We start from the raw sequence: 26,601 nt of genomic DNA, 5'->3' as shown, positions 1-26,601 counted from the left end.
AATGGCTGGTTCCAACTGTTTGGAACACGGCCGTTAACCGTGCTGGAATTCAACGAACTAGCTAGTAGCACCGCCGAGAGGTTGTTGGTCGAGTGAGGCGAAGCATCGCAAGCCCCGCGGATGAACCCGCGCGCGGCAACTTCACCCCGCCGCCGCGAGCGGCCGCGTCGCCCGTCGACGTGCCCGTGGAACCGCCCGTGAGCAGCGGGAGCAGCAGCAGGTTCTCGCCCCGCAACTGGCGTGTGCCGACCCGTCTGAACGCCATCCTGCTCGTACCGGCCCTCGTGGGCCTGGTCATGGGCGGCTTCCAGGTGAAGGGGTCCATCGACACCTGGAACGAGGCCAAGGACGCCGAGAAGATAGCCACGGTCGTCCAGGCGGCCTCGGGCTACAGTCAGGCACTGCTCAACGAGCGTGACCTCACTGCCGAGCCCCTCCTGAACGGCCTGACGAAGGACCCGAAGGTCACCAAGGCCTACGAGGACACCGCCGCGGCCAAGGAGAAGTTCGACAAGGCCGTCCAGGACATGCCGAAGAACCTCGGCCTGGAGCGGCGTCTGGACCTCTTCCGCAACGAGGAGCCCAAGCTGTCGCAGGTGCGCGAGAAGGCGTACCTGGCGGCGCTGGAGAGCCCCAAGAAGAACCTCCCCAACACGGCCGGCCCCATCCCGACCGAAGAGGGCTATGTGCTGGTCCAGCACTACCTCATGCAGTTCGCCAACGAGCTCGGTCTCGGCACCGGCAACGTGACCTCGTACGGCCGCATGGTCTACGCGATCCAGCTCGCCAAGGCCGCGAACTCGCTGCAGCGCTCCGTCGGCACCCACCTGCTGGTGCGCCCGAGCACGGACGAGAACACCCGCAAGGCCCAGCTCGTCGCCTTCTCCTCCTACGCCTACCTCGAAGAAATCGCCATCGGCGAGTACGTCGCGGCCGGTACCGAGGACGACGTGAACCGCCTCAAGGCGGTCATGGCCAAGAAGTCCGAAGAGGGCGCGGCCAAGATCGCCGACGCCAAGCACCAGGCCGAGCAGGCCGGCGTCCGCTTCGTGCCGCCGCCCACGGTGAACCAGTCCCCGCTCCTCGGCATGACCGAGGCCATCGCGAGCGGTGACCCCAAGAAGAAGCTCGCCGAGAACGGCACCAACCCCGCCTTCTGGCAGGCCGCCGCCACCGCGAAGTTCGACGGTTACGACGAGGTCGAGAAGGAACTCCTCGACAAGGCCGTCAAGGACGCCGTCGCGGTCTCCGACGACGCCCGCACCGACGCCATCGTCAACGGCGCCATCGTGGTCGTGGCCCTCCTCGCCGCGTTCATCCTGGCCGGCATGATGGCCCGCCAGATGGGCCGCGCGATGGCCCGCCTGCGGACCGCCGCCTTCGACATCGCCGAGCAGCGCCTGCCGATGCTCGTCGACCAGCTCTCGCGCACCGACCCGGGCAAGGTGGACACCCGTGTCCACCCGATCCCGATCGACTCCCAGGACGAGATCGGCGAGGTCGCCCGCGCCTTCGACCAGGTCCACCGTGAAGCGGTGCGGCTCGCCGCCGAGCAGGCCCTCCTGCGGGGCAACGTCAACGCGATCTTCACGAACCTCTCCATGCGCAACCAGTCGCTGATCGAGGGCCAGCTCACCCTCATCACCGACCTGGAGAACAACGAGGCCGACCCGGACCAGCTGGAGAACCTCTTCCGCCTGGACCACCTGGCCACCCGTATGCGCCGCAACGGCGAGAACCTCCTCATCCTCGCGGGTGAGGAGCCGGGCCGCCGCTGGGACCAGCCGGTCCCGCTGGTCGACGTGCTGCGCGCCGCCTCCTCCGAGGTGGAGCAGTACGAGCGCATCGAGCTCTCGGGGGTCTCCGACGCGGAGATCCACGGCCAGGCCGTGACCGACCTCGTGCACCTGCTCGCCGAGCTCCTGGAGAACGCCACCACGTTCTCCTCCCCGCAGACCAAGGTCCGCGTCAACGCCACGCGTCTGCCCGACGGCCGCGTGATGGTCGAGATCCACGACAAGGGCATCGGCCTCACCGCCGAGGACTTCGCGGACATCAACCACAAGCTGGCGAACCCGCCGACCGTGGACGCCGCGATCTCGCAGCGCATGGGTCTGTTCGTGGTCGGCCGACTGGCGGACCGCCACAGCATCCGCGTGCAGCTGCGCCCCTCGGGCGAGGCGGCCGGCACCACCTCGCTGGTCATGCTCCCCGACGCCATCACCCACGGTGGCGGTGGCGAGGGCATTCCGGACGACGACTTCACGGTCTCCCAGATCATTCCGGAACAGCAGCAGGCCCAGCTGGCTCCCCCGCTGCGGACCGCCGCCGAGCTCGGCTTCGACGACTCGCGGTACGACCAGCAGGGCTCCGACGGCGCCCAGGCCGACCCGCTCGGCCGGTCGCTGGGACAGCAGGAGCGCCGGGCCGCGCTGGCGGCCCAGGTGGGTTACCCGCAGGAACAGCAGCAGTACCCCGGCCAGGAGTATCCGGAACCTCAGCCGGAGCATGGGTACCAGGAGTACCAGGGCTACGAACAGCAGTCCGAGCAGGCCTACGACACCTCGTACGAGGCCCAGCAGGCCCAGCAGGGGTACGACGCTTACCCGCAGCAGGACTACGGGTATACGGAAGACGGCTACCCGGACCAGCAGCCGGCCACCCAGGGCTACGACAATGGCTTCGCAGCCGGGCCGGAGCAGGCCGAGTGGCCCGAGCAGAACACCTATCCGGCTGCCTACCAGCAGGATTACGGGACCGAATCGGAATCCCGGGCCGTCCCCGAACCGGCCCAGGAGCGCGTAGGCTTCGACCGTCCGGGTGCCGCTGCCGACACCGGTCACGCGGTGACCGGAGCGGGCCTGCCGCGACGCGGCGGCCAGCAGCAGTGGCCCCCCGGAAAGCAGCAAGCGGAGTCCACCGGATCCCTCTTCGAACAGCGGTCGCCGCGTCAGCAGCAGCCCGCCGAACCGGAGCGGTCCCCGGAGGAAACTGAAGGCACCGCCGCCTGGCGTTCGCGCAACGACGAACGCTGGCAGCAGGCCGGAAAGCTCCGTGAGCCGAAGGCGGGCGGGGTCACCCCGTCCGGTCTCCCTCGGCGGGTGCCCAAGGCCAACCTGGTCGAGGGCGCGGCGGAGACGACCCCGCAGGGCGGCCCCCAGGTCTCCCGCGCTCCGGAGGACGTCCGCGGCAGGTTGAGCAACCTGCGGCGCGGTGTCCAGCAGGGACGCAACGCGGGATCTGAGCAGTCAAGTAACAGCTATGACCAGGAGCGTTAGTGTGAGCCCGATGAGCCAGGCGGCACAGAACCTGAACTGGTTGATCACCAACTTCGTGGACAACACCCCAGGGGTGTCGCACACGGTGGTGGTCTCCGCCGACGGCCTTCTTCTGGCGATGTCCGACGGATTTCCGCGCGACCGCGCCGATCAGCTGGCGGCCGTGGCCTCCGGACTGACTTCGCTGACCGCCGGTGCCTCCCGCATCTTCGAGGGTGGCGCCGTCAACCAGACCGTGGTCGAGATGGACCGGGGATTCCTTTTCCTCATGTCCGTCTCGGACGGATCGTCCCTCGCGGTGCTCGCGCACCCCGAGTGCGACATCGGCCTCGTGGGCTACGAAATGGCCCTTCTGGTGGATCGCGCGGGCAGTGTCCTCACTCCGGATCTGCGTGCCGAGCTGCAGGGAAGTCTGCTCAACTAGCAGACAGGCAGTGCGTTTCGCGCCATCGCACCATAGGGTGCGGTGGCGCGGTTCCACAGGGAGTACTGCGTACTTGGAGTCGGAGGAGGAGACGTGACAACACCCGGAGGACATCCTTATGGCGGCGCGCAGCAGCCGCAGGGTGGGCACGACCAGAACCGCTTCAACTTCCCCTCCGCGCCGAGCCGGCCCGTGCAGGAGCAGAATCCCTACCAGCAGCAGCAGTACGGACACCCCCAGATGCCGCCTCCGCAGCAGCCGCCGCGCGCAGCGCGGCAGCCTTCTCCGAAGGCCCACAACCCGCTGGTGCGTCCGTACGCGATGACCGGCGGCCGTACTCGGCCGCGCTACCAGCTCGCCATCGAGGCGCTGGTCAGTACCACGGCGGATCCCGCGCGTCTGCAAGGGCAGTTGCCCGAGCACCAGCGCATCTGCCGCCTGTGCCAGGAGATCAAATCCGTAGCGGAGATCTCGGCACTTCTCTCCATTCCTCTTGGTGTCGCCCGCATCCTCGTCGCCGACCTGGCGGAGGCGGGCCTTGTCGCCATTCACCAGCCCGGCGGCGACGAGTCTGCCGGTGGCCAGCCAGACGTGACACTGCTCGAAAGGGTGCTCAGTGGACTTCGCAAGCTCTAACGGCGGAGCGGCTCCCCGCTCCACCACCTCCGCGAAGATCGTGGTGGCGGGCGGCTTCGGCGTGGGCAAGACCACGTTCGTCGGCGCGGTCTCCGAGATCAACCCGCTGCGCACCGAAGCCGTCATGACCAGCGCCTCGGCCGGGATCGACGACCTCACCCACACCGGTGACAAGACGACCACCACGGTCGCCATGGACTTCGGCCGCATCACCCTCGACCAGGACCTGATCCTGTACCTCTTCGGTACGCCGGGCCAGGACCGCTTCTGGTTCATGTGGGACGACCTGGTCCGCGGCGCCATCGGTGCGATCGTCCTCGTCGACACCCGCCGTCTCGCCGACTGCTTCCCCGCGGTCGACTACTTCGAGAACAGCGGCCTGCCCTTCGTCATCGCCCTCAACGGCTTCGAGGGGCACCAGCCCTACACGCCGGAGGAAGTCCGCGAGGCCCTGCAGATCGGCCCGGACGCCCCCATCATCACCACCGACGCCCGCCACCGCGCGGACGCCAAGAGCGCGCTCATCACGCTCGTCGAGCACGCCCTCATGGCGCGCCTGCGGTAGCAGTACCGCCGCACCCGACAGGCCCCTGTGTCACACGACGCGGGGGCCTTCGCCGTACACGGGCCCCACGGGCCCGCGGAGGTGCGCGCAGCGCTCAGGTGCCGCGGCCCGTACGACAGGCCGTCAAAGACCCGCCGAGAGGGCCTGTACGGGGTTACGCGGAAGGCCCCGCACCCTGGAAAACGGGTGCGGGGCCTTCCGGAGGCTCGGGAACTCAGCCCTGCCAGCTGTGGGGGGCGCGGAAGCCGGGCGTGCGCTCCAGGCGGCGCCAGCCGGCCTGGCGGGGCACGCTGACCGGGGTCTCGTCCGGCGTGGCGGCGGCGCGGGCGAGCAGGATCGCGGTGATCGCGGCCAGCTCCTCGGGGGCGGCGTTGCCCTTTTCGACGCGCAGCAGGGTGTCAGTGGCGGTGGTCATGTGGTGGCAGGTCTCCTTCGCGGTTACTGCGGCGGGTTGCCGTGCTTGCGGGACGGCAGATCGGCGTGCTTGTTGCGGAGCATCGCGAGGGCGCTGATGAGCACCTCGCGGGTCTCGGCGGGGTCGATGACGTCGTCGACGAGGCCGCGCTCGGCCGCGTAGTACGGGTGCATCAGTTCGGCCTTGTACTCCTTGACCATGCGTACGCGCATGGCCTCGGGGTCCTCGGCGTCCGCGATCTGCTTGCGGAAGATGACGTTGGCCGCGCCCTCGGCGCCCATGACGGCGATCTCGTTGGTGGGCCAGGCGTAGGTGATGTCGGCGCCGATGGACTGGGAGTCCATGACGATGTACGCGCCGCCGTAGGCCTTGCGCAGGATCAGCGAGATCCGCGGGACGGTGGCGTTGCAGTACGCGTACAGCAGCTTGGCGCCGTGGCGGATGATGCCGCCGTGCTCCTGCGAGACGCCCGGCAGGAAGCCGGGGACGTCCAGCAGCGTGAGGATCGGGATGTTGAAGGCGTCGCACATCTGGACGAAGCGCGCGGCCTTCTCGGAGGCCTCGATGTCCAGGACGCCGGCGAGGTGGCCGGGCTGGTTGGCGACGATGCCGACGACCTGGCCGTTCATCCGGGCCAGGGCGCAGATGATGTTGCGGGCCCAGCGCTCGTGGATCTCCAGGACGTCGCCCTCGTCGACGAGCTCCTCGATGACCTTGAGCATGTCGTAGGGGCGGTTGCCGTCGGCGGGCACCAGGTCGAGGAGGACCTCGCTGCGCCGGTCGGCCGGGTCGCTCGTCTCGTGGACGGGCGGGTTCTCGCGGTTGTTGGAGGGCAGCATCGAGATGAGGTAGCGCACCTCGGAGATGCAGGTCTCCTCGTCGTCGTACGCGAAGTGCGCGACGCCCGAGGTCTCGGCGTGCACGTCGGCGCCGCCGAGGCCGTTCTGGGTGATCTCCTCGCCGGTCACCGCGCGGACCACGTCCGGGCCGGTGATGAACATCTGCGAGGTCTCGCGGACCATGAAGACGAAGTCCGTCAGGGCCGGGGAGTACGCGGCGCCACCGGCGCAGGGGCCCAGCATGACCGAGATCTGCGGGATGACGCCCGAGGCCTTGGTGTTGCGCTGGAAGATGCCGCCATAGCCGGCGAGCGCCGAGACGCCCTCCTGGATACGGGCGCCGGCGCCGTCGTTCAGGGAGACCAGGGGAGCACCGGCCGCGATGGCCATGTCCATGATCTTGTGGATCTTCGTGGCGTGGGCCTCGCCCAGGGCGCCGCCGAAGATGCGGAAGTCGTGCGCGTAGACGAAGACCGTGCGGCCCTCGACCGTGCCCCAGCCGGTGATGACACCGTCGGTGTAGGGCTTCTTGCTCTCCAGGCCGAACCCGGTCGCCCGGTGGCGGCGGAGCTGCTCGACCTCCCTGAAGGAACCTTCGTCGAGCAGCAGCGCGATGCGCTCGCGGGCGGTCAGCTTGCCCTTGGCGTGCTGCGCCTCGGTCGCACGGTCACTGGGGCCGCGCCTCGCCTGCTCGCGCAGGGAGTGCAGTTCGGCCACGCGTCCGCGGGCGTCCGTCGGCTCGCTCGGGGTCTGGTCCACAACGGTCATGTACCGACCTTACGAAGATCGCCATGAAAAACCTCCGTTCATTCCGCACAGTCTCGAGAGTCTTCCGCTGTCCGGCCCGCACAGAACGCCCGGGGGATGTAAGGACTCCGCCAGACGGGGCACGGCTCTGTTGTAGGACCTTCACAAAATGGCCTGACACCCCGACTAGATGTTGAAATTTAAACGGAATGGGTCTAGCGTCGTTCCCGTTGAAGTCGTTGAAAGTTCAACCGACTCTTCGGACCGAGCACGAACCCACAAGGAGCACATCATGGGTCTCTTCACCCGCCGCAGCCAGAACGCCACCGCGAACGCCCAGGACGGCGCCGTCGCCACCCTCGAAGTGAACCCGGCCCTCGCCGCACTCACCGGCGACTACGTCGTCGACCCCGCCCACAGCAGCATCGGCTTCACCGTCCGGCACGCCATGGTCACCAACGTGCGCGGCGCCTTCGCCGAGCACGAGGGAACCCTGCACCTGGACGGCTCCGACCCGGCCCGCTCGACCGCGTCCATCGACGTGAAGATCGCCTCCGTCGACACCGGCATCGCCGACCGCGACGGCCACCTGCGCGGCGGGGACTTCTTCGACGCCGAGACCTTCCCGCTGATGACCTTCCGCTCCACCGCGGCGGCCGCGCTCGGCGGGGACCTGTACCGCATCACGGGCGACCTGACGATCAAGGACGTCACCCGCCCGCTCTCCATCGACCTGGAGTTCAACGGCTCGGCCACCGACCCGTACGGCAATGAGCGCGCCGGCTTCGAGGGATCGGCCGAGATCCTGCGTTCCGACTGGGGCCTGACGTGGAACGCCGCCCTGGAGACCGGCGGTGTCATGGTCAGCGACAAGGTCAAGCTGACCTTCGACATCTCGGCCATCAAGCAGGCCTGACCGCCGGACCCCGCGGGCCCGGCACCCGGGGGCGGCTAGAAGCCGCCCCCGCCGTCGAAGCCGCCTCCGCCGAAACCACCGCCGCCGAAGTCCCCGCCGCCGAAGTCGGACGGGTTGAAGTCGGCCCCGGAGACGTCCCCGCCCTCGAAACCGCTGCCCGCCCCACCGAAGTCCGAGGCGTAGGCCGGGCTGGACATCATCGAGCCGAGCATCGTGCCCATGAGCAGGCCGGGCAGGACGCCCCCGCCGAAGTAGCCGCCGGCCCAGGGACCGTACGCCGGGCCGGCGTCGTAGTAGGGCCGCGGCCCCCGGTCGGTGTCGACCGTACGGACCGCCGGGTCCAGGCCGTCGCGCAGCCGTACGGCGTCCGCCGTGCAGACCGGCACGGTACGGGCCGTCCCGCCGGCCGGAGCCCAGGTGGCGTCCTCGCTGCTCGGCCCGTGGCGCGGGTCGAAGAAGCAGGGCGAGCGCCGCTCGGGCAGCGGCCGTCCCTGTCGGCGCGCGTCGAGGGTGGCCAGCGCGAAGCGGCCGTCCTCCAGGGCCTGGGTGACCCCCGTGACCTCTTCGGGGCGCTGCACCGAGGCCATGATCTGCTTGGCCTTCTCGTAGGAGTCGAGCCCCTGCTCGTAGTCCCTGCGCATGGCGTCGTCGGCGCCGGGTTCACCGGGGTGGAAGTCGAGCCGTTCCAGCTCCTCGCCGTAAGCCGTGATGTCCTCGTCCACGACCACACCGAGCCGGGCGACGGCCTCGCGCCGGATGTCTTCCTTCTTCTTCCGGTTGCGGCGCACCAGCGCGTACGCCCCGCCGCCGCCGATCACGGCCACCGCACCCAGGGCGACCAGCCCGCCGACCGGGACGCCCTCGGCGGCGCCCGTCGTACCCCAGGAGGCGGGAGCGCCGCCCTTGGCCTGGGTCAGGGCCTGGTCCACGAAGTTGTTCAGCTGGGTGTCGGCGTCCACCGGCGCGCCGGTCTTCACGGCCTCGGTGAGGTTGCGCACGGCGTCGGTCGGCATGACCGCCCGGTCGGCTCCGGCGTTGAAGCCGTCGCCGAGGCGGATCGCGTAGAGCCCGGTGATGCCGGTCTCGGCGCGGACGGCTCCGAGCACCTTGTCCTGCGGGTACTCGGCAGTGGCCGGCAGCACGGCCACGAACACCGGCTTGCCCGCGTCCTCGATCTTCTGCGCGAGCGCGTCCGCCTGGGCCTTGGACAGCTGGGCCTCGGCTCCGGGCGCGACGTAGACCGGCCCCTGCTTGAGGGCCTCCCCCACGGCGGCGACCCCGGTGGCGGCCGAAGCCTGCGGCGCGGCCACGAGCGCGGTCGCCGAGAGCGCCAGCAGCAGACCGGACAGCAACGATCCACAACGTACGGATATCAGCCTGGTCCTCATACCATGACGCTACCGGAACCGGTACTTTCCCGTGTGAGCTGGACATAAGGGCCTCGCCGGGCCGAAGCCCGGCGAGGTGCGGACCGGTGGGCGCGGGCCCGGCGGGCTGCCGCGGGGCCGCTATTCGGCCGGTTCGACGCCCGCGTGCAGGAGGCCGTAGGTGAACGCGTCCTCCAGGGCCTGCCAGGACGCCGCGATCACGTTCGGGGCCACGCCGACCGTGGACCAGTCGCGTTCACCGTCCGACGTGGCGATCAGCACGCGTGTCGTGGACTCCGTGCCGTGCGTGCCCTCCAGGATGCGGACCTTGTAGTCGACGAGCTCGAACTTGGCGAGCTGCGGGTAGAACCGCTCCAGCGCCACCCGCAGCGCCCGGTCCAGTGCGTTGACCGGGCCGTTGCCCTCCGCCGTCGCGACGATCCGCTCGCCCTTGGCCCACAGCTTGACCGTGGCCTCGTTGGCATGGGTGCCGTCCGGGCGGTCCTCGACGATCGCCCGCCAGGACTCGATGCGGAAGTACTTGCGGGCCCGGCCCTCGGCCTCGGCGCGCAGCAGCAGTTCGAAGGAGGCGTCGGCGGCCTCGTAGGTGTAGCCCTTGAGCTCGCGCTCCTTGACCCGCTCCACGACCCGGGAGATCAGGGCGCGGTCCCCGTTCAGTTCGACGCCGAGCTCCTTCCCCTTGAGCTCGATGGAGGCGCGGCCGGCCATGTCGGAGACCAGCATCCGCATGGTGTTGCCGACCCGCTCGGGATCGATGTGCTGGTAGAGGTCCGGGTCGACCTTGATGGCCGAGGCGTGCAGGCCCGCCTTGTGCGCGAAGGCGGAGACGCCGACGTAGGGCTGGTGCGTGGAGGGGGTGAGGTTCACGACCTCGGCGATGGCGTGCGAGATGCGGGTCATCTCGGCGAGCGCCCCGTCGGGGAGGACCTTGCGCCCGTACTTGATCTCCAGGGCGGCGACGACAGGGAAGAGGTTGGCGTTGCCGACGCGCTCGCCGTAGCCGTTCGCCGTGCACTGGACATGGGTGGCTCCCGCGTCCACCGCCGCGAGGGTGTTGGCGACGGCGCAGCCGGTGTCGTCCTGGGCGTGGATGCCCAGGCGGGCCCCGGTGTCGGCGAGGACGGTGGCGACGGTCGCGGTCACCTGGGCGGGCAGCATGCCGCCGTTGGTGTCGCAGAGGATGACCACGTCGGCGCCGGCCTCGTGGGCGGTGCGCACGACGGACTTCGCGTACTCGGCGTTGGCCCGGTAGCCGTCGAAGAAGTGCTCGCAGTCGACGAAGACGCGGCGGCCCTCGGCGACGAGGTGGGAGACGGTGTCGCGCACCATCTCCAGGTTCTCTTCCAGGGTGGTGCGCAGGGCGAGCTCGACGTGGCGGTCGTGGGACTTGGCGACAAGAGTGATGACCGGGGCGCCGGACTCCAGCAGGGCCCGCACCTGCGGGTCCTGGGCCGCCGAGCCGCCGGCGCGCCGGGTGGCACCGAAGGCGACCAGCTGGGCGTTCTTGAACCGGATCTCCGCGCGGGCGCGGGCGAAGAACTCGGTGTCACGGGGGTTGGCGCCGGGCCAGCCGCCCTCGATGAAGCCCACTCCGAAGTCGTCCAGGTGCCGGGCGATCGTCAGCTTGTCGGCGACCGTGAGGTTGATGCCCTCGCGCTGGGCGCCGTCGCGCAGGGTGGTGTCGAAGACGTGGAAGCTGTCGTCCAGGCCTTCTGACAGCGCAGTTGCCGCCTCTGGTGTCGTCGTCATGCTGATCTGGCTCCTGTCGGATGAGTGGTTCCGGATGCCCGCCGGAGGGGGCAGGCCGCCGTCACTGCCCCCATCATCGCGCGCGGTCGGGTCCCGGTACGGATGGTCCGGGAAACGAAAAAACCCCTCGCGGGTAGCGAGAGGTCTGCGCGCGGGTCCGAGGCACGGTGGCCGCTTCCGCGAAGTTCTTCCGCGGTTCAGCGGCCACTGGGGACCGGCGCGCTGCTGGCGATAATCATGAGCTGAGCAGGCACGCTGGCAGTGTGCCACACCGCTCGCCGCGGATGGACAGGGATCTCAGCATGCGGGCACCCCTCTCCACCGCGGCCGCACACCGGAAGAACCGGCGCCTGGCCTAGGTCGTCTCTTTCGGATCTTGTCGGGCCCGCGTCGCCCGGCACCGCACCTCGCCGCGTTGTCGGAGCACCGCAGTACGTCCAGTACAACGGCGCTCCTCCGCCTTGCGATGCACGGCACCGGACGACGCGGGCCGACCGACAAGATCCAAAAGAGACGACCTAGGCGTCCGGGGAGAGCGTCTCCACCAGGAATTCCCTCACGTGGGTGAGGATCGCCGTGCGGTCCAGCGTCGGCAGACCGACCGCCAGCTGGATGCTGAATCCGTCGAGCAGGGCCCGGACCCGGGTCGCCACGCGCTCGGCGTCCACCGGGCGGAACTCGCCGCGCGAGATGCCCTCGGCCAGCAGGGCCACCAGGTCACGGTGCCAGGCGCCCTCGATGGCCGCCTGCCTCTCGCGCTCCTGGGGGCCGGCGTTCTGGGAGCGGTTCCAGACCTCCAGCCACAGCGTCCAGTGCGGATCGCGCGCGCGGGTGGGCACGTACAGGTCCACGTACGCCTGCAGGCGCTCGCTCACCGGACCGCGGCGGGCGAGCAGGGCCCGCCGCTCGCCGCCCAGTTCCGCCTCGCTCCACTCCAGGGTCTGCAGCAGGAGCTCGTCCTTGCTGCGGAAGTAGTAGAGGAGGTGGCCGCTGCTCATGCCGACCTCGCGGCCCAGTCCGGCCATGGTCAGGCCTTCGAGGCCGCGCTCGGCGATCGTGGCCATGGCGGCGACGAGTACGTCCTCGCGCGGGGGCGCGTTCTTCCGCGCCGCGCGTACCGGTACTCCACCCGCCACCATGGACCCACTCCTTGTCGGTCGGCTGCCGGCCGTCTGCGGATCAGACCTTCGGCTGCTGCTGGGTGATGCAATGAATGCCGCCACCCCCGGCGAAAATCGTACGTGCGTCAACGAGGGTCACGGTCCGCCCGGGGAACAGTCCGCGGAAGATCTCGGCGGCCTCCTCGTCGCGCGGGTCGTCGAAGGAGCACAGGACGACGCCGCCGTTGCACAGGTAGTGGTTGATATACGAATAGTCCACCCATTCGCCGTCCTCCTCCAGCACGGTCGGCGCCGGGATCTCCACGACCTCCAGCTGCCGCCCCCGGGCGTCGGTGGACGCGCGCAGGATGGCCGCGATGGTCTTGCAGCGCTCGTGGTCCGGGTGGGCCGGGTCGGGCTGGGTGTGGACCATGACGACACCGGGGCGGGCGAAGGCGGCCACGATGTCCACGTGCCCCTGGGTGCCGTAGGTGCCGTAGTCGCCGGCCAGGCCGTACGGCAGCCAGATCGCCTTGGTGGTGCCGAGGTGGGCGTGGATCTCGGCCTCCACCTGCTGGCGGGTCCAGCCGGGGTTGCGGCCCTCGCCCAGCTGCACGGTGTCGGTGAGCAGCACCGTGCCCTCGCCGTCGACGTGGATGGCGCCGCCCTCGTTGACGAGCTCGGTGCTGTACGTGCGGGTGCCGGCCACGTCCGAGACGTGCCGGGCGACCTTCGAGTCGTGCTCCCAGCGGGCCCACTCCTGGGCGCCCCAGCCGTTGAAGGTCCAGTCGACGGCCGCGAGCCCGCCGGCGTCGTTGGTGACGAAGGTCGGGCCGATGTCGCGCATCCAGGCGTCGTCGAGCTCCCGCTCGACCAGCTGTACGTCGTCGCCCACGATCGCACGGGCGCTTTCCGCGTCGCCGGGCGAGACCACGAGGGTCACCGGCTCGTACGCGCGGACGGCGCGGGCGACGGCGCCCCATGCCTCGCGGGCCTCGGCGAGCTCCTGCGCGTTGGTGAAGGTGGGGTTGGGGCTGGGCCAGGCCATCCAGGTGCGCTCGTGGGGGGTCCACTCGGCGGGCATCCGGAAGCCGTCGTTCACAGGCTTGGTCATGGCAGGCAGGTCCTCACGGGCTGTGCTGGCTTACAGGAAGTACAGGCGGTTGAGGGAGACCGATTCGGCGGCCTCGGAGCGCAGCGGTTCCCCGTCGAGGGAGACCAGTCCGCTGCGCGCGTCCACATCGACCGCGCCCACCCGGGAGTTGAGCAGGAGGTCCGCGGGGCCGATCCCGCGGGTGCCGCGTACGGCGACCCGGCGGCGGCGGGTCGGCATCTCGTCGCTGCCGAGGGCGGCGGCCGCGGCGGAGACGAAGGCGACGGAGATGTCGGCGGCCGTGGCCCCGTAGGAGCCGAACTGCGGTCCGAGGACGAGCGGTTCGCAGGTGTCGGTGGCGGCGTTGGGGTCGCCGGTGACGCCGTAGGCGGGGAAACCGGACTTCAGGACGAGCTGGGGCTTGGCGCCGAAGAACGGGGGGCGCCAGAGCACGATGTCGGCGAGTTTGCCGACTTCGATGGAGCCGATCTCGTGGGCGAGGCCGTGGGCGATGGCGGGATTGATGGTGAGCTTGGCGATGTAGCGCAGGACGCGGGCGTTGTCGTCGCCGTCACCGTCGCCGTCCATCGGGCCGAGCTCGCCCTTCATCTTGGCGGCCATCGCGAAGGTGCGGCGGATGGTCTCACCCGCACGCCCCATGCCCTGGGCGTCGGAGGAGGTGATCCCGATGGCCCCGAGGTCGTGGAGCACGTCCTCGGCGCCCATGGTCCCGGCCCGGATCCGGTCACGGGCCATGGCGGCGTCACCGGGCAGGTCGGGCTTGAGGTCGTGGACCGAGACGATCATTCCGTAGTGCTCGGCCACCGCGTCCCGCCCGAACGGCAGCGTCGGATTCGTGGAGGAACCGATGACGTTCGGCACGCCCGCCATCTTCAGCACGTTCGGGACGTGACCGCCGCCGCAGCCCTCGATGTGGAAGGCGTGGATGGTCCGGCCGTCCAGCACCCGCAGGGTGTCCTCGACGGACAGGCACTCGTTCAGACCGTCACTGTGCAGGGCCACCTGCACGTCGTACTCCTCGGCCACCCGCAACGCCGTGTCCAGGGCCCGGGTGTGGGCACCCATGTCCTCGTGGACCTTGAAACCGGACGCGCCGCCCTCGGCGAGCGCCTCGACCAGCGGGGCGGCGTCGGAGGAGGAGCCGCGGGCGAGGAAGCCGATGTTGACGGGCCAGGCGTCGAAGGCGTTGAACGCGTGCTTCAGCGCCCACGGGGAGTTGACGCCGACGCCCCAGACGGGGCCGAACTCCTGGCCGATGATCGTGGTGACTCCCGCGGCGAGCGAGGCTTCCATGATGCGGGGGGAGAGCAGGTGGACGTGGGTGTCCACCGCCCCGGCGGTCGCGATCAGGCCCTCACCCGAGACGATCGTCGTGCCGGTGCCGACGACCACGTCGACGCCGTCGAGGGTGTCGGGGTTGCCGGCCCGGCCGATCGCGTGGATCCGGCCCTCGCGGATACCGATGGAGACCTTGCGGATACCGAGGACGGCGTCGATGACCAGCACATTGCTGATGACGACGTCGCAGGTCCCGCGGACCGCGGCGGCCTTCAGGTGCAGGCCGTCGCGGGCCGTCTTGCCGAAGCCGGCCAGGAACTCGTCGCCGGGCCTCTGCGCGTCGTGCTCGACGCGGACCGTCAGCCCGGAGTCGCCCAGCCGCACCCGGTCCCCGGCACGGGGGCCGAAGACGGACACGTACTCGTGCGGGTCGATGTGCCGGCTGCCCGGCGCACAGTGATCGCTGTGCGGGGTCTTCTTGCTCACGCCCGGTCTCCGTCCTCGTGTTCGGCGGCGACGCCGAGGTAACCGCAGGCCGCCGCGCGGCGCAGGGCCTCGTCCTTGGCTCCGGGTGCGTCCAGGGGTCCGTCGACCAGTCCCGCGAAGCCGATCGCGATCCGGTCCCCGCCGATGGGTACGAGTCCGACCTCGCCCTCGCCGTGGGGGTCGAACCGGACGGACGAGCCCGCCGGCACGCACAGCCGCATCCCGTACGCCGCCGCCCGGTCGAAGTCGAGCCGCGGGTTCGCCTCGAAGAAATGGAAGTGCGAGGTCACGCTCACCGGCACCGCGGCGGTGTTGCGCACGTGCAGGCTCAGGACCGGCTCCGGCTGGGGGGCGCCGGGGCCGGGGACGACCGCGCCCGGGGCGTCGTCGCCCATCGGGACGGCGCCCCGGATGGGCGAGGAGACCACGGCGAGACGGGATCCGTCGTCGAAGACGGCCTCCACGTGCACCTCGGCGACCACATCGGCGACGCCCGGCAGGACGTCGTCCGGGCCCAGGACACTGCGGGCCTCCTCGATCGCCTCCGCGAGCCGCTTGCCGTCGCGCGCCGCCTCGCAGACCGTGTCCGCGATCAGCGCGGTCGCCTCCGGGACGTTGAGCTTCAGGCCGCGGGCGCGCCGGGCCCTGGCCAGTTCCGCAGCGCTGCGGAGCAGCAGCCGGTCGCGCTCCGTAGGGGTCAGCCGCACGCCGATCCACCACCTCTTGAGTCGATGGGTTAGAGCATCACTCTAACTCTTCATTTCCTTGGAGGGAATCATTGACCTGGGAGCAGGCCTTGAGTCACATTGAGTGTCGCTCAAACAAAAGCGCAACCACCCCCCGCCCTGCCAAGGGAGTCCCCCATGCCCATCGAACAGCGCGGAGTCGACACCATCCCGGAGGAGGAGCGGACGAGCGGTCCCCGTGACCTGATCTCGATCCTTCTCGGCTCCAACCTCTGCCTCGGTGTGATCGTCTTCGGCTGGCTGCCCCCGTCCTTCGGACTGGGGCAGTGGCCCTCGGTCACCGCCATCGTGACCGGCACGCTCGTAGGAATCGCCTTCACCGCGCCGCTGGCACTCGTCTCCCTGCGCACCGCGACGAACCTCTCGACCTCCAGCGGCGCACAGTTCGGCGTCCGCGGCCGGCTCGTGGGCTCGGTGGTGGGCCTGCTGCTCTCCCTCGGCTACACCGCGCTGACCCTGTGGATCGGCGGAGACGTGATGGTGGGCGTCCTGTCCCGGCTCACCGGGCTGCCGGACACCGGAGCCTCGCGGGGGGTGATGTACGGCGCGCTGGCCGCGTGCACCGTCGTCGCGGCCGTCTTCGGCTACCGGCTGCTGCTGCGCATGAGCAAGATCCTGGCCATCGGCATGGTGGCGCTGCTGGCCGTCGGCGTCTTCGCGTACTCCGGGGACTTCACCACCGCCGCCCCGCCGCAGACCCCGTACCTGCTCGGCTCCTTCTGGCCGACCTGGATCCTCGCCGCCGTCGCCGCCGGGCTCAGCGGCCCGGTCGCCTTCATCACTCTGCTCGGCGACTACACCCGCTACATCTCCCCGCGCCGGCACAGCTCCCGCAAGGTGCTCTGGGCCACCGGCCTCGGACTGCTCTTCGGCCTGCTGATCCCGCAGCTCTTCGGCACCTACACGGCGCTGGCCGCCCGGGCCGGGGCCGAGTACGCCGGACCGCTGGTCGAGGCCGCACCGTTCTGGTACCTGGTGCCGCTGCTCGCCGCCGCCGCGGGCGGTTCGGTGGGCAACGCCGGGCTGATGCTCTACTCGATGGGCCTCGACCTCGACGCGATCGTGCCCAGGGCCACCCGGACCACGGCCACCCTGGTCGCGGCCGCCGTCGCCACCGCCTTCGTGTTCATCGGCTCCTTCGAGTGGGACGTGCAGTCCGCGATGACCTCGTTCGTGCTGGTGCTGACCGCGATCGGCACCCCGTGGGCCGTGATCACCCTGATCGGGTACGTGCGCTGCCGCGGGCGCTACGACGCCGACGCGCTGCAGGTCTTCAACCGCCGCTCGGTGGGCGGGATCTACTGGTACCGCTCCGGCTGGAACGTCGCGGCCACCGCCTCCTGGGCGATCGGCGCGGGCATCGGCCTGCTCGCCGTGACCACCCCCTTCTACGAGGGTCCGCTGCTCGCCCTCACCGGCGGTGTGGACTGCTCGTTCGTCCTCTCCGGTCTGACGGGCGGGCTCGTGTACACCGCGCTCACCGCCCGCCGCTCCCCCGCCCCGGTCCCGGCGCTCGCCGCCGAGGAGCCGGCGAACGCCTGAGCACCCCCGTACGTACGCGACAGGCCCGCACCCCGGATGTCCGGGTGCGGGCCTGTCGCGTGGAACGTGGGGGGACTAGCCCAGCGGGTGCATCCAGCCGTGGGTGTCGGCGCTGTGGCCGGTCTGGAGTTCCAGCAGCGCCTTGCGCAGGCGCATGGTGACCCGGCCCGGCTCGCCGTCGCCCTGGGTCCAGTCGGCACGCTCGGACTTGACCGAGCCGACCGGGGTGATCACGGCGGCGGTGCCGCAGGCGAACACCTCGGTGAGGGTGCCGTTGGCGTTGTCGCGCTGCCAGTCCTCGGTGGTCAGGCGGCCCTCCTCGGCGGTGTAGCCGAGGTCGCGGGCGATGGTGAGGAGGGAGTCGCGGGTGATGCCGGGCAGGAGCGATCCGGTGAGCTCCGGGGTGACGATGCGGTCGCCGTACACGAAGTACAGGTTCATGCCGCCCATCTCCTCGATCCAGCGGTGCTCGACGGCGTCGAGCCAGACCACCTGGTCGCAGCCGTGCGAGGCGGCCTGGGCCTGCGCGACCAGCGAGGCGGCGTAGTTGCCGCCGGTCTTGGCCGCTCCGGTGCCGCCCTTGACCGCGCGGACGTAGTCCTCGGAGAGCCAGACGGAGACGGGCTTGACGCCGCCGGGGAAGTAGGCGCCGGCGGGCGAGGCGATGACGATGAAGAGGAACTCGTTCGCCGGGCGGACGCCGAGGCCGACCTCGGAGGCGAACATGAACGGCCGCAGGTAGAGCGAGGCCTCGCCGGAGTCCGGAACCCAGGCGCGGTCCTGCTTGATCAGCGCGTCGCAGGCCTCGATGAAGAGCTCGGTCGGCAGCTCCGGCATGGCCATGCGGCGGGCGGAGGACTGGAAGCGCGCGGCGTTGGCCTCCGGGCGGAAGGTGGCCACGGTGCCGTCGGGCTGACGGTAGGCCTTGAGGCCTTCGAAGATCGTCTGCGCGTAGTGCAGGGTCATGTTCGCCGGGTCGATCGCGAGCGGCGCGTACGGGACCAGCTCGGCGTCGTGCCAGCCGCGACCCTCGGTCCACTTGATCGTCACCATGTGGTCGGTGAAGTGGCGGCCGAAGCCGGGGCTGGCCAGGATCGCCTCGCGCTCCGCATCGGACAGCGGGTTCGAGGAGGGCTTGAGCTCGATCGTGGGCGTCGTCATGAGTGCTTGTCCTTCACCGGTTGTGTATGGCGGACCGCGCTCACGGCGTACTAGGACGTCCGAGCTTCCCCGCATTCCGCGGCCTCGCGTTCGATTATCGCGCGCGGGCAGGCTTCGGAGAAGCGGGGAGATGCGGCCCAGGGGAGATGGTGGCACCCGGGGGCCGCACAGGTGAAGCCGCCGGGTCCCATTGTGACCCGGCGGCTTCCTGAGGTGGAGCTGCCGGGTCAGCCGGCTACTCGCGCGGCGAGGGCGTCGCCGATCGCGTCGGTGGAGCGGAAGGTGCCGTCGCGCTCGGCCAGGTCGGCGGTGACCGCGTCCTCGATGCGGACGGCCTCGGCCTCGTGGCCCAGGTGGCGCAGCAGGAGGGCGACCGAGAGGATCGTCGCGGTCGGATCGGCCTTGCCGGTGCCGGCGATGTCCGGGGCCGAGCCGTGGACGGGCTCGAACATGGACGGGAAGGCGCCGGTCGGGTTGATGTTCCCGGAGGCGGCGAGGCCGATTCCGCCGGTCACCGCGGCGGCCAGGTCGGTGAGGATGTCACCGAAGAGGTTGTCCGTGACGATGACGTCGAAGCGCTCGGGCTGCGTGACGAAGAAGATCGTCGCGGCGTCGACGTGCAGGTAGTCGGTGGTGACCTCGGGGTACTCCTGGCCGACCTTGTCGAAGATGTTCTTCCACATGTGGCCCGCGTACACGAGGACGTTGTTCTTGTGGACCAGCGTCAGCTTCTTGCGGGGACGGGCGTTCGCCCGCTCGTACGCGTCACGGACGACGCGCTCGACGCCGTAAGCGGTGTTGATGCTGACCTCGGTGGCCACCTCGGCGGGGGTGCCGGTGCGCAGGCTGCCGCCGTTGCCGGTGTACGGGCCCTCGGTGCCCTCGCGGACCACGACGAAGTCGATGTCCGGACGGCCGGCGAGCGGGGTGGCCGTGTTCGGGAACAGCTTCGACGGGCGCAGGTTGATGAAGTGGTCGAAGGCGAAGCGGAGCTTCAGCAGCAGGCCGCGCTCCAGCACGCCGGACGGGACCGACGGGTCGCCGATGGCGCCGAGCAGGATCGCGTCGTGGTGCTTGAGGGCCTCGAGCTCCGCGTCCGGGAGGGTCTCACCGGTGCGGTGCCAGCGCTGGGCCCCGAGATCGTATTGCTTGGTCTCCAGCTTCACATCCTGGGGCAGGACCGCGGTAAGGACCTTGAGTCCCTGAGCCACGACTTCCTGGCCGATGCCATCACCGGGGATCACTGCGAGATTGATGCTGGTCGACATGACGGAACCGTACTCCGTGTCCCAGCCCTCGGGCATTCTGCGTCCACCATGTGGACCAAGGTGGATCGTGGCGGACGCAGAACGCCCCGGGGCGTCGCAGGTCAGTGGCCGGTCGAGCCGCCGTTGTCACGGCGGTCCAGGGCCCGCTGCAGGGCGGCGGCGGCGTTCTTGCGGTCGTCGGCCGAGGCGGAGCTGTGGCGGACGCGGCGGGTGGCGGTGGAAGAGGTCATGGTGATCGACTCCTTGAGATCACGGCGTGGCGAAGCCACGGATGAGGGGTTCCTTCAAGGCGCCGGAAGAGGCGGGGAGCAGTGCGCCGCAGGGGTTGCCTGCCAGGGGCGCGCGCTCTCGACCGCCATTCGCCGGATCGGCGAGACGTTCGGCTTCTACAAAGCTAAAGCAGGTCCCGTTGTATGTCTCGGCAAATACTCGGGCTTCCTACTATCTGAGACGCAAGGCCCCTCGAAAGGCCCTGCGCCGAGGGTCCGTTTCAGCCCTTCCCGGAGCGAAATTCCCTGATCAGAGCACCTGCGGCGAGAATCGAGGCCGATTCCGCCGTAGTGACGTACCCCACCTGCCTCACCGGCCCCTCAGGGTCCAGATCGGTGATGTCCAAGGCTTCGGCGGCCTCTCTCGGGGACAGCTCCGGCATCCGCAGGATCCGGCGGGCGAGGGCGACGGCCCGCTCCCCCGCCGGGGTGGGCGCGGCCCCGCCGCGGCCGCGGTCGCAGATCGGGCCGAGGGCGACCGCCCGGCTGCCGGGTGCCCGGCGGATCATCGGCAGCGCGGACTCGGCGGCCGAGGTCCGCCACCTGACGGCGGGGACCATCTGGAGGGGGCGATCGACTCGCTGCGCGAGTACGGGCGGATCGCGTGGGCCGGCGCGATCTCGACGTACGACAAGGACCGCTCGCCGGCCGCGCCCCGCAACCTGTTCGGGGTCGTGCACAAGTCCCTTCGGCTGGAAGGGGTATTGGTTCGCCATCACACCAATCTCCAGGAGGAGCCGGCGGAGTTCCTGGTACCCCGCCTGCGCAGCGGCCGGATCGGCACCGGCACCACCGTTGTCCAGGGGTTCGACGGCACGGTGGAGGCCTTCCTGGGCATGCTCCGCGGGGACAACCGGGGCAGGATGCCGGTCCGGACCGGTGGCTGATTCCGGCGACCTCCATGTTCACCGAACTCTTACCGCACGGATGTAGACCTTTGGCCCGGGCGCCGCCACTCTTGCCGTCGATGTGCCAGCGGGGCACGTGAGTTGGAGGCGAGAAGCCAGTGAAACCCATCAGCCGCAGAGGTTTCGTGGGGATCGGTGCCGGGCTCGTGGCGGGCGCCACCCTGCCCGCGGTCACGCCCGCGACGGCGGCCGCCGCGACCGGCACCATCACCGATGTGAAGCACGTGGTGATCCTGATGCAGGAGAACCGCAGCTTCGACCACTACTTCGGCAGGCTGAAGGGCGTCCGCGGCTTCGGCGACCGCGCCGCGGGCAACATCCCGGGCGGCTGGGGCATGTTCAACCAGCCCAACTGGGGCGGCCGTCAGTACCCGTGGAAGCTCAGCTCGACCCCGCCGGCGGACGGGGTCGACGGCGAGACGCTCGCCCAGTGCAACGGCGACCTCCCGCACAGCTGGACCTCCCAGCACGCCGCCTGGAACAAGGGCCGGATGGACAACTGGGTCCTCGGTGTCGGCAACACCCGCACCCTCGGCCACCTGGACCGCGGCGACATCCCCTTCCACTACGCCCTCGCCGACAACTACACGATCTGCGACGCGTACTTCTGCTCCACCCTCAGCGCGACGGGCCCGAACCGCACCTTCCTGTGGAGCGGCCGGATCGACGCCTCCAGCAAGGACGGCGGCGACGAATCGGGGCTGACCTGGGAGACGTACGCGGAGGCCCTCCAGCGGGCCGGGATGAGCTGGAAGGTCTACCAGAACGCGCAGGACAACTACGGGGACAACGGGCTCGCCTACTTCAAGAGGTTCACGGACGCGGCCCCCGGCAACCCGCTGTGGGACCGCGGCATGGGCTCGGTGCCCAAGGTCACCGGCTCCACCCCCGACGACATCGCGGCCGCGATACGCGCCGACGTCCTCGCGGGCACCCTGCCCCAGGTGTCCTGGGTCGTCGCCAGCGAGGCCTTCTCGGAGCACCCCTACGCCCCGCCCGGCGACGGCGCGCACTTCGTGGACCTGGTGTACCGGGCACTGGCCGCGGACCCCGAAGTCTTCGACTCCACGGTCCTCTTCCTCAACTACGACGAGAACGACGGCTTCTTCGACCACGTCCCGCCGCCGGTCGCCCCGCCCGGCACCCCCGGCGAGTACCTCGACGGCACGCCGATCGGGCTCGGCTTCCGCGTCCCGATGATCGTGATGTCCCCGTGGACCCGTGGCGGCTGGGTGAGCTCGGAGGTCTTCGACCACACCTCGGTCCTGCGCTTCATGGAGACGTGGACGGCCGCTCTCGGCACCCCCGCCACCTGCCCGAACATCAGCGCCTGGCGCCGCAGGGTGACCGGCGACCTGACCGGCGTCTTCGACTTCGCGCACCCCGTCTTCGGGGTCCCCGCGGGCCTCCCGTCGACCGCCAGGGTGATCGGGCAGTCGACCTGCGCCCCGCTCCCCAACCCGGTACCGCAGGACAACGCCCTCCCGGCACAGGAGCCCGGCACCCGCCCGGCGCGGGCCCTGCCGTACCAGGTGAACGGCAACCTGGACCGCTTCGAGTTCGGGGCGGCCGGCAAGATCCTGGCCTGGTTCTCGATGACCAACCAGGGCGCCGAGGCGAAGCGGGCGGCGCACTTCTCGATCCACCCGCACCAGCACCGGGACACGGCGGCCTGGCAGTACACGGTCGACCCGGGCACCACCGGCAGCGACTACTTCAACATCGGCCTCGGCCACGGCTCCGGCAAGTACGACATCTCGATGCACGGGCCGAACCGCTTCCTGCGCCGCTTCATCGGCGACGCGTCGAAGCCGGGCAAGGACATCGAGGTGGCGGCCCGCTTCGCGGTCGAGCCGGGCACCGGCAGGACGGCGGTCTACTTCCGGATGAAGAACTCCTCCGGCTCCCCCGTCACCTTCACCATCCGCTCCAACGCCTACCGCACGGACGGCCCGTGGACGTACGCGGTCCCGGCGAACTCCTCGCGAGAGGACTGGTTCAACGCCGTGGCCTACAGCAACGGCTGGTACGACTTCACGATCCTGGCCGACTCCGACGGCACCTGGTCGCGCCGCTACACGGGGCACATCGAATCGGGCGCGCCCAGCATCTCGGGGTCGTAGCAGGACCTAGAGGACGTCCCCGTCGCGCCAGTCGAAGTCGAGCCGCCCGGCGGGGTCCAGCCGCATCCTGCCGGGCGGCGTCCACACGTACGTGGACCCCTCCTCCTCGGGGAGCGGGACGGGGCCCTGCGGCGAGAGCGCGCCGATGCGCCCGCCCCACACCTCCCAGCCGCGGCCCAGGTACAGCGCGGCCCCGTCCTCGGAGGCCGACAGCGCCCCGAGCACGTACGCCCGCCCGATCACCTGTTCCAGCCGGGCCATCACCTTCCCGCCGAGGCCGCGGCGCCGGGCGTCGGCCCGTACGGCCACGGCCTCGACGTACCCGGTGCGCAGGGCACTTCCCCGGTGCACGACGCGCCGCATGACGACACTGCCGTGTGCGACGAGCCGTCCGCCCGCGTCCCGGACCAGGGCGTGCATCCCGCCGAGGGCGTGCTCGAAGTCCTCGTCGGCGAAATCCCCCTCGAAGGCCTCGTCGAGCATGACCCGGATCTCGCGGAGCTCGGCGGCGGTCAGCTGCGAGGTGTGCGCGGTGTGCGCGGTCCGCGTGTCCATCACTTCTCCAGCCAGTCGGTGTACCAGGTCCGGAAGTCCGGGCTCTCGGGCACACAGGTCCCGAAATCCTGGTCCAGGTGCCAGACCTGACCGGCCAGCGGCCCGGCCAGGATCAGCCTCGAATACATGCCGCACCCCTGCTCGGCCAGCATGAGCGTGCCCAGGGTCAGCCCCTCGGCCTCGTCGAACCTGCGGTTCACGTCGAACGGACGGGGCGTGCGGATCGGGCAGGGCGCGGCCAGCCGGCCGGGGCGGCGGTCCTCCCGCCACTCGTCGTCCACCGCCCAGTCGTCGTCGACCCCCGCGCGCGGGGTGATCAGCGGCATCAGCCCGTACTCGGGGCCCGCCGGTCCGTCGCCGACCGTGGTGACGAACGTCCGGTACTCCTCGGGCAGCCGGATGCCGTGCTCCGCCTCGAAGGCCCGGACATCGGCCTCCGGGAGGGGCGGCCTGAGTTCGTACCGGAGGATCTTCGCGCGCAGCCGCGCCCGTACGGCCGCCGCGTCCCACATGGTCATCCTGCGAACGTACCAAGGACCGGACCGCATTGCGGACGCCGAACGCCGTACACCGGCCGCCATCGGCCGAAGCGCCTCTAGCGGTCTGGACCAATGCCTCGGCAGACTCGGCCCATGTCCCCCAACACCCAGCAGTGGACCCCGATCCACGGCCAGCCGTACCGTCCCGCGCCCTACCGGCCCGAGCGGATGCCGCAGCACGAATCCCTGGCGCGGGCCGCCGGGCTGCGGGCGCGGATGGACGAGCGGCGGACCGTACGCCACTTCTCCCCCGACCCGGTGCCCGAGCAGGTGGTCCGGGACGCCGTCGCCTGCGCGGCCACCGCCCCCTCCGGGGCGCACCAGCAGCCGTGGACCTTCGTCCTGGTCAAGGACCCGGCCAAGCGGCAGCAGATCCGCGCCGCCGCCGAGCAGGAGGAGCAGCTGTCCTACGACGGCCGGCTCGGCGACGAATGGCTCGCCGCCCTGCGCCCCATCGGCACGGACGCGGTGAAGACCCACCTCACGGACGCCCCCGCGCTGATCGTGGTCTTCCAGCAGCGCTACTGGCTCGGCCCGGACGGCACCAGGCACAAGCACTACTACGTCGACGAGTCGGTCGGCATCGCGGTCGGCATGCTCCTGTCCGCCCTCCACCTGTCCGGGCTGGCGGCGCTGATCCACACCCCCAGCCCCATGCGCTTCCTCAGCCACGTCCTGGACCGCCCGGAGAACGAGAAGGCCTTCGCCGTCATCCCGGTGGGCTACCCGGCGGACGACTGCGAGGTCCCGGACCTCGTCCGCAAGTCCCTGGACCAGGTCATCGTGGAGGTCTAGGAGCGGACCGGGCCGGGCCGGGCCGGACCGGGCCTAGGCAGGGGAAATGGATACCGCCCCCGCTCCGGAATTGGGGGTACCGGAGCGGGGGCGGGGGTCTTGCGGGGGCGGATCAGCCCATGTGGGGGTACTGGTACTCGGTCGGCGCGACCAGCGTCTCCTTGATGGAGCGCGTCGAGGTCCAGCGCATCAGGTTCGACGCGGCGCCCGCCTTGTCGTTCGTACCCGAGGCACGGCCACCGCCGAAGGGCTGCTGGCCGACGACGGCGCCGGTCGACTTGTCGTTGATGTAGAAGTTGCCCGCCGCGAAGCGGAGCTTCTCCATCGCGTCCGCGGCCGCGTAGCGGTCGGCGGCGATGATCGAGCCGGTCAGGGCGTACGCCGAGACGGACTCCATCTGCGCCAGCATCGCGTCGAAGTCGGCGTCCTCGTAGACGTGGATCGCCAGGATCGGGCCGAAGTACTCGGTCGTGAAGACCTCGTTCTCCGGGTCGGTGCACGCGATGACGGTCGGGCGGACGAAGTAGCCCTCCGAGTCGTCGTACGTGCCACCGGCGATGATCTCGCAGGTCGGGTCGGCGATCGCACGGTCGATCGCGGCCTTGTTCTTCGCGAAGGAACGCTCGTCGATGACGGCGCCGATGAAGTGGGTCAGGTCGCGGACGTCACCCATGGAGATGCCGTCGACCTCGGCGGCGAAGGCCTCCTTGAAGCCGTCGTTCCAGATCGAGGCCGGAACGTAGCCGCGCGAGGACGCCGAGCACTTCTGGCCCTGGAACTCGAAGGAACCGCGGGTCAGGGCGGTCTTCAGGACGGCGCGGTCCGCGGAGGGGTGCGCGACGACGAAGTCCTTGCCGCCGGTCTCGCCGACCAGGCGCGGGTAGGACTTGTACTTCTCGATGTTGTTGCCGACCGTCTTCCACAGGTACTGGAAGGTCTTGGTCGAGCCGGTGAAGTGGATGCCGGCCAGCTCGGGGTGGTTCAGGGCCACCTCCGACACCGCGATGCCGTCGCCGGTCACCAGGTTGATGACGCCCTTCGGCAGGCCGGCCTCCTCCAGGAGCTCCATGAGGAGGATCGCGGAGTGGGTCTGCGTCGGGGACGGCTTCCACAGGACCACGTTGCCCATGAGGGCGGGGGCGGTCGGCAGGTTGCCCGCGATGGCCGTGAAGTTGAACGGCGTGATCGCGTAGACGAAGCCCTCGAGCGGGCGGTGGTCGCTGCGGTTCCACACGCCGGCGGAGTTCGCGACCGGCTGCTCGGCCAGGATCTGGCGGGCGAAGTGGACGTTGAAGCGCCAGAAGTCGACGAGCTCGCACGGGGTGTCGATCTCCGCCTGCTGGGCGGTCTTCGACTGGCCCAGCATGGTGGAGGCGGCGAGCTTCTCGCGCCACGGGCCGGACAGCAGCTCCGCAGCGCGCAGGATGATCGCGGCGCGGTCGTCGAAGGACATCGCGCGCCAGGCCGGGGCGGCGGCCAGGGCGGCGTCGATGGCCTCCTGCGCGTCGGCCTCGGTGGCGTTGGCGTAGGTGCCGAGCACCGACTTGTGGTCGTGGGGCTGAACCACGTCGAAGCGCTCGCCGGCGCCCATCCGCTTGACGCCGTTGATCGTCATCGGAAGTTCGATCGGGTTCTCGGACAGCTGCTTGAGCTGCGCTTCGAGCCGCGTGCGCTCCGGGGTGCCGGGGGCGTACGAGTGGACCGGCTCGTTGACCGGAGCGGGGACCTGGGTCACAGCATCCATGGGGCTGGTAACTCCT

24 protein-coding genes are annotated in these 26,601 nt (G+C 70.5%); 9 read left to right on the top strand and 15 right to left on the bottom strand.

Features of this window, described 5'->3' with window-relative positions:
- Positions 1-92: 92 nt before the first annotated feature.
- The 4 genes from OG444_RS27100 (at position 93) to OG444_RS27085 (ending at position 4,903) form a co-directional block, all read left to right on the top strand.
- The gene (locus OG444_RS27100) at positions 93-3,278 is read left to right on the top strand and encodes a sensor histidine kinase (protein WP_327264621.1); all 3,186 of its coding nucleotides are present in this window, start codon (positions 93-95) and stop codon (positions 3,276-3,278) included.
- Between the two features lie 10 nt (positions 3,279-3,288).
- On the top strand, positions 3,289-3,702 hold the full coding sequence (locus OG444_RS27095; RefSeq protein ID WP_030037347.1) for a roadblock/LC7 domain-containing protein: 414 nt from the start codon (positions 3,289-3,291) through the stop codon (positions 3,700-3,702).
- Between the two features lie 93 nt (positions 3,703-3,795).
- A complete protein-coding gene (locus OG444_RS27090; protein WP_327264619.1) occupies positions 3,796-4,338 on the top strand; it encodes a DUF742 domain-containing protein in 543 nt (180 codons plus the stop codon).
- A complete protein-coding gene (locus OG444_RS27085) occupies positions 4,319-4,903 on the top strand; it encodes a GTP-binding protein (protein WP_109781528.1) in 585 nt (194 codons plus the stop codon). Before OG444_RS27090 ends, OG444_RS27085 begins: the two co-directional genes overlap by 20 nt.
- Positions 4,904-5,117: 214 nt before the next feature.
- Here OG444_RS27085 and OG444_RS27080 read toward each other — a convergent pair whose 3' ends face one another.
- Complete coding sequence (locus tag OG444_RS27080; protein WP_327264618.1) at positions 5,118-5,318, bottom strand: acyl-CoA carboxylase subunit epsilon; 201 nt, start codon at positions 5,316-5,318, stop codon at positions 5,118-5,120.
- Positions 5,319-5,341: 23 nt separating this feature from the next.
- Entirely contained in the window at positions 5,342-6,925 is a 1,584-nt protein-coding gene (locus tag OG444_RS27075) for an acyl-CoA carboxylase subunit beta (protein ID WP_327264617.1), read from the bottom strand.
- Positions 6,926-7,196: 271 nt separating this feature from the next.
- On the opposite strand from OG444_RS27075, the gene OG444_RS27070 reads away from it, so the two are divergent.
- Positions 7,197-7,820, top strand: coding sequence for a YceI family protein (locus OG444_RS27070; RefSeq protein WP_327264616.1), 624 nt, complete (start codon positions 7,197-7,199; stop codon positions 7,818-7,820).
- Positions 7,821-7,855: 35 nt separating this feature from the next.
- Here OG444_RS27070 and OG444_RS27065 read toward each other — a convergent pair whose 3' ends face one another.
- The 6 genes from OG444_RS27065 to ureA all read right to left on the bottom strand — a co-directional run bounded on the left by OG444_RS27065 (position 7,856) and on the right by ureA (position 15,642).
- Complete coding sequence (locus OG444_RS27065; protein ID WP_327264615.1) at positions 7,856-9,208, bottom strand: hypothetical protein; 1,353 nt, start codon at positions 9,206-9,208, stop codon at positions 7,856-7,858.
- Between the two features lie 120 nt (positions 9,209-9,328).
- Positions 9,329-10,957, bottom strand: a complete 1,629-nt coding sequence (gene cimA, locus OG444_RS27060) for a citramalate synthase (RefSeq protein WP_327264614.1) — start codon at positions 10,955-10,957, stop codon at positions 9,329-9,331.
- A gap of 518 nt (positions 10,958-11,475) precedes the next feature.
- Positions 11,476-12,096 (bottom strand): TetR/AcrR family transcriptional regulator, encoded by a 621-nt coding sequence (locus OG444_RS27055; RefSeq protein ID WP_327264613.1) that lies wholly within the window; start codon positions 12,094-12,096, stop codon positions 11,476-11,478.
- A gap of 40 nt (positions 12,097-12,136) precedes the next feature.
- Entirely contained in the window at positions 12,137-13,171 is a 1,035-nt protein-coding gene (locus tag OG444_RS27050) for an agmatine deiminase family protein (protein ID WP_327264612.1), read from the bottom strand.
- 30 nt (positions 13,172-13,201) lie between these two features.
- Positions 13,202-14,935 (bottom strand): urease subunit alpha, encoded by a 1,734-nt coding sequence (locus OG444_RS27045; RefSeq protein ID WP_327264611.1) that lies wholly within the window; start codon positions 14,933-14,935, stop codon positions 13,202-13,204.
- Positions 14,932-15,642, bottom strand: a complete 711-nt coding sequence (gene ureA, locus OG444_RS27040; protein WP_327264610.1) for an urease subunit gamma — start codon at positions 15,640-15,642, stop codon at positions 14,932-14,934. Before ureA ends, OG444_RS27045 begins: the two co-directional genes overlap by 4 nt.
- 156 nt (positions 15,643-15,798) lie before the next feature.
- On the opposite strand from ureA, the gene OG444_RS27035 reads away from it, so the two are divergent.
- Entirely contained in the window at positions 15,799-17,223 is a 1,425-nt protein-coding gene (locus tag OG444_RS27035) for a cytosine permease (protein ID WP_327264609.1), read from the top strand.
- A gap of 75 nt (positions 17,224-17,298) precedes the next feature.
- Here the strand turns inward: OG444_RS27035 and OG444_RS27030 are convergent, their stop codons facing one another.
- The 4 genes from OG444_RS27030 to OG444_RS27015 all read right to left on the bottom strand — a co-directional run bounded on the left by OG444_RS27030 (position 17,299) and on the right by OG444_RS27015 (position 20,481).
- The gene (locus OG444_RS27030) at positions 17,299-18,384 is read right to left on the bottom strand and encodes a branched-chain amino acid aminotransferase (protein WP_327264608.1); all 1,086 of its coding nucleotides are present in this window, start codon (positions 18,382-18,384) and stop codon (positions 17,299-17,301) included.
- Between the two features lie 227 nt (positions 18,385-18,611).
- Positions 18,612-19,652, bottom strand: a complete 1,041-nt coding sequence (locus OG444_RS27025; protein WP_327264607.1) for a 3-isopropylmalate dehydrogenase — start codon at positions 19,650-19,652, stop codon at positions 18,612-18,614.
- A gap of 101 nt (positions 19,653-19,753) precedes the next feature.
- Complete coding sequence (locus tag OG444_RS27020) at positions 19,754-19,882, bottom strand: hypothetical protein (RefSeq protein ID WP_327264606.1); 129 nt, start codon at positions 19,880-19,882, stop codon at positions 19,754-19,756.
- Positions 19,883-20,142: 260 nt separating this feature from the next.
- Positions 20,143-20,481, bottom strand: coding sequence for a hypothetical protein (locus OG444_RS27015; RefSeq protein WP_327264605.1), 339 nt, complete (start codon positions 20,479-20,481; stop codon positions 20,143-20,145).
- A gap of 114 nt (positions 20,482-20,595) precedes the next feature.
- Here OG444_RS27015 and OG444_RS27010 point away from each other — a divergent pair, with 114 nt between their 5' ends.
- The gene (locus OG444_RS27010; protein ID WP_327264604.1) at positions 20,596-20,808 is read left to right on the top strand and encodes a hypothetical protein; all 213 of its coding nucleotides are present in this window, start codon (positions 20,596-20,598) and stop codon (positions 20,806-20,808) included.
- 119 nt (positions 20,809-20,927) lie between these two features.
- Entirely contained in the window at positions 20,928-22,952 is a 2,025-nt protein-coding gene (locus OG444_RS27005; protein WP_327264603.1) for a phosphocholine-specific phospholipase C, read from the top strand.
- A gap of 6 nt (positions 22,953-22,958) precedes the next feature.
- On the opposite strand, the gene OG444_RS27000 is transcribed toward OG444_RS27005, so the two are convergent.
- Complete coding sequence (locus OG444_RS27000; protein ID WP_327264602.1) at positions 22,959-23,507, bottom strand: GNAT family N-acetyltransferase; 549 nt, start codon at positions 23,505-23,507, stop codon at positions 22,959-22,961.
- The gene (locus OG444_RS26995; protein WP_327264601.1) at positions 23,507-24,025 is read right to left on the bottom strand and encodes an SMI1/KNR4 family protein; all 519 of its coding nucleotides are present in this window, start codon (positions 24,023-24,025) and stop codon (positions 23,507-23,509) included. The genes OG444_RS27000 and OG444_RS26995 overlap by 1 nt, the downstream gene beginning before the upstream one ends.
- A gap of 114 nt (positions 24,026-24,139) precedes the next feature.
- Between OG444_RS26995 and OG444_RS26990 the strand changes: the two genes are divergently transcribed.
- Positions 24,140-24,841: a nitroreductase family protein gene (locus OG444_RS26990; protein WP_327264600.1), complete on the top strand. Its 702-nt coding sequence runs from the start codon at positions 24,140-24,142 to the stop codon at positions 24,839-24,841.
- Positions 24,842-24,953: 112 nt separating this feature from the next.
- Here the strand turns inward: OG444_RS26990 and pruA are convergent, their stop codons facing one another.
- Positions 24,954-26,585 carry an L-glutamate gamma-semialdehyde dehydrogenase gene (gene pruA / locus OG444_RS26985; RefSeq protein WP_327264599.1) on the bottom strand — a complete coding sequence of 544 codons (1,632 nt, stop codon included), beginning with the start codon at positions 26,583-26,585 and terminating at the stop codon, positions 24,954-24,956.
- Between the last annotated feature and the right edge of the window lie 16 nt (positions 26,586-26,601).

The organism is Streptomyces sp. NBC_01232 (genome assembly GCF_035989885.1).
In the GTDB taxonomy this organism is placed as follows: Bacteria; Actinomycetota; Actinomycetes; order Streptomycetales; family Streptomycetaceae; genus Streptomyces.
Note: the sequence above shows the minus strand (reverse complement) of the source record. Positions and strands in the feature narration are given on the sequence as shown.